This is a genomic window from Cereibacter changlensis JA139 (assembly GCF_003034985.1).
GTDB classification, from domain to species: Bacteria; Pseudomonadota; Alphaproteobacteria; order Rhodobacterales; family Rhodobacteraceae; genus Cereibacter; species Cereibacter changlensis.
The window spans coordinates 1-1,711 of the sequence record NZ_PZKG01000313.1 but is presented as its reverse complement, the minus strand read 5'-3'; the positions used below and the strand labels follow the sequence as shown (position 1 = coordinate 1,711).

General features: G+C 69.2%; 2 protein-coding genes. Both read left to right on the top strand.

From position 1 onward, the window contains the following. A partial coding sequence (locus C5F48_RS23580) for an ATP-binding cassette domain-containing protein (RefSeq protein ID WP_146170752.1) occupies positions 1-1,003 on the top strand: 1,003 nt, incomplete at its 5' end. Then, positions 1,000-1,711: ABC transporter permease (locus C5F48_RS23575; RefSeq protein ID WP_107666098.1), on the top strand; the 712-nt coding region annotated here is incomplete at its 3' end. The genes C5F48_RS23580 and C5F48_RS23575, both read left to right, overlap by 4 nt.

The window sequence follows — 1,711 nt, the reverse complement described above, 5'->3', positions numbered from 1 at the left end:
GCTGGCGAATGACGAGGTGGCGGCGCTGCTCGCGGTGGTGCGGGGTCTGCGCGAGGCCAGGGCGGCCGTGCTCTACATCTCGCACCGGCTCGACGAGGTCGAGGCGCTGGCCGACAGGGTCACCGTGCTGCGCGATGGAAGGATGATCGGCACCTGGCCGGCCAAAGGCATGTCGCAGCGCGAGATGGCCGAGCTGATGGTCGGGCGCAAGCTGGACATGCTCTACCCGCCGAAACGCCCGCCGGTCTCGGCCGAGCCGCTCTTGGTGGTCGAGGACCTGTCGGTCGACCATGGCGCGGTGCAGGCGAGCCTTTCGGTGCGCCCCGGCGAGGTGCTGGGCATCGGCGGCATGATCGGCTCCGGCCGGACCGAGCTGTTCGAGGGGCTGATGGGGCTCAGGCCCGCGCAGGGCCGGGCGCTGATGCGCGGGACGGCCGTCGCGCCGCGCTCGGTCACCGGCTGGCAGGCGGCGGGGCTGGTCTACCTGACCGAGGATCGCAAGGGCAAGGGCCTCTTACTGGAGGAATCGCTTGCGGTGAACCTGACGCTGCAGGCGCTGGACCTGATGCATCCGGGGCTCAGGCTCGACCACCGCCGAGAGGCCGCGGCGCGCGACAAGGCGGTCGGCGACTACGACATCCGGGTGCGCTCGGTGAGCCTCGACGCGGGGCAGCTGTCGGGCGGCAACCAGCAGAAGCTGCTTCTGGCCAAGGTGATGCTGACCGACCCTTCGGTGGTGATCATCGACGAGCCGACGCGCGGCATCGACATCGGCAACAAGGGCCAGATCTACGACTTCATCGACAAGCTCGTCAGAGCCGGCAAGGCCTGCATCGTGATCTCCTCGGAACTGCCGGAGCTGGTCGGGCTGTCGGACCGGGTGCTGGTGATGCGCGGAGGGCGGCTGGTGGCCGAGCTGAGGGGCGACGAGATCACGGAACAGAACGTCGTCTATGCCGCGACCAGCGGCGAGGCGCGGATGACGACGGGGGAAGAGGCATGACGATGGCGGTAGGGTCGGCAGCGCGGGAACCGCGCCGGATACAGTGGGCCGACGCCGGTCCCTTCATCGCGCTGGCGGTGGTGGTGCTGGCGGGGATGCTGTTGAACGACAATTTCCTCAGCGCCACCAACATCGCCAATGTCGTCACCCGCTCGGCCTTCGTGGCGATCATCGCCGTCGGCGCGACCTTCGTGATCTCCTCGGGCGGGCTCGACCTGTCGGTCGGCTCGATGATGGCCTTCGTCACCGGCATCATGATCCTGACCATGAACCGGCTGGAGCCCTCGATGGGGGCCAATGCGATCCTGATCGGCGCCGGCGTCGGGCTGGTGGTCGGCGCGCTCTGCGGCCTTCTGAACGGGCTGATCGTCACCGTCGGCAAGATCGAGCCCTTCATCGCCACGCTGGGCACCATGGGCATCTTCCGCGCGCTGATCACCTGGATGTCGGACGGCGGGTCGATCCCGATCGAGCGGGCGCTGCGCGACCCCTACCGGCCGGTCTATTTCGGCAATCTGCTGGGCATCCCGCTGCCGGTGGTCATCACCCTCGTCGTGGTGCTGGCCGGGACCTTCCTGCTCTACCGCACCCGCTATGGCCGGCGCTGCATGGCCGCGGGGTCGAACCCCGACGTGGCCCGCTTCTCCGGCGTCTCGGTAGCGCGGGTCCGGACCACCGCCTTCGTCATCCAGGGCGTCTGCGTCGCCA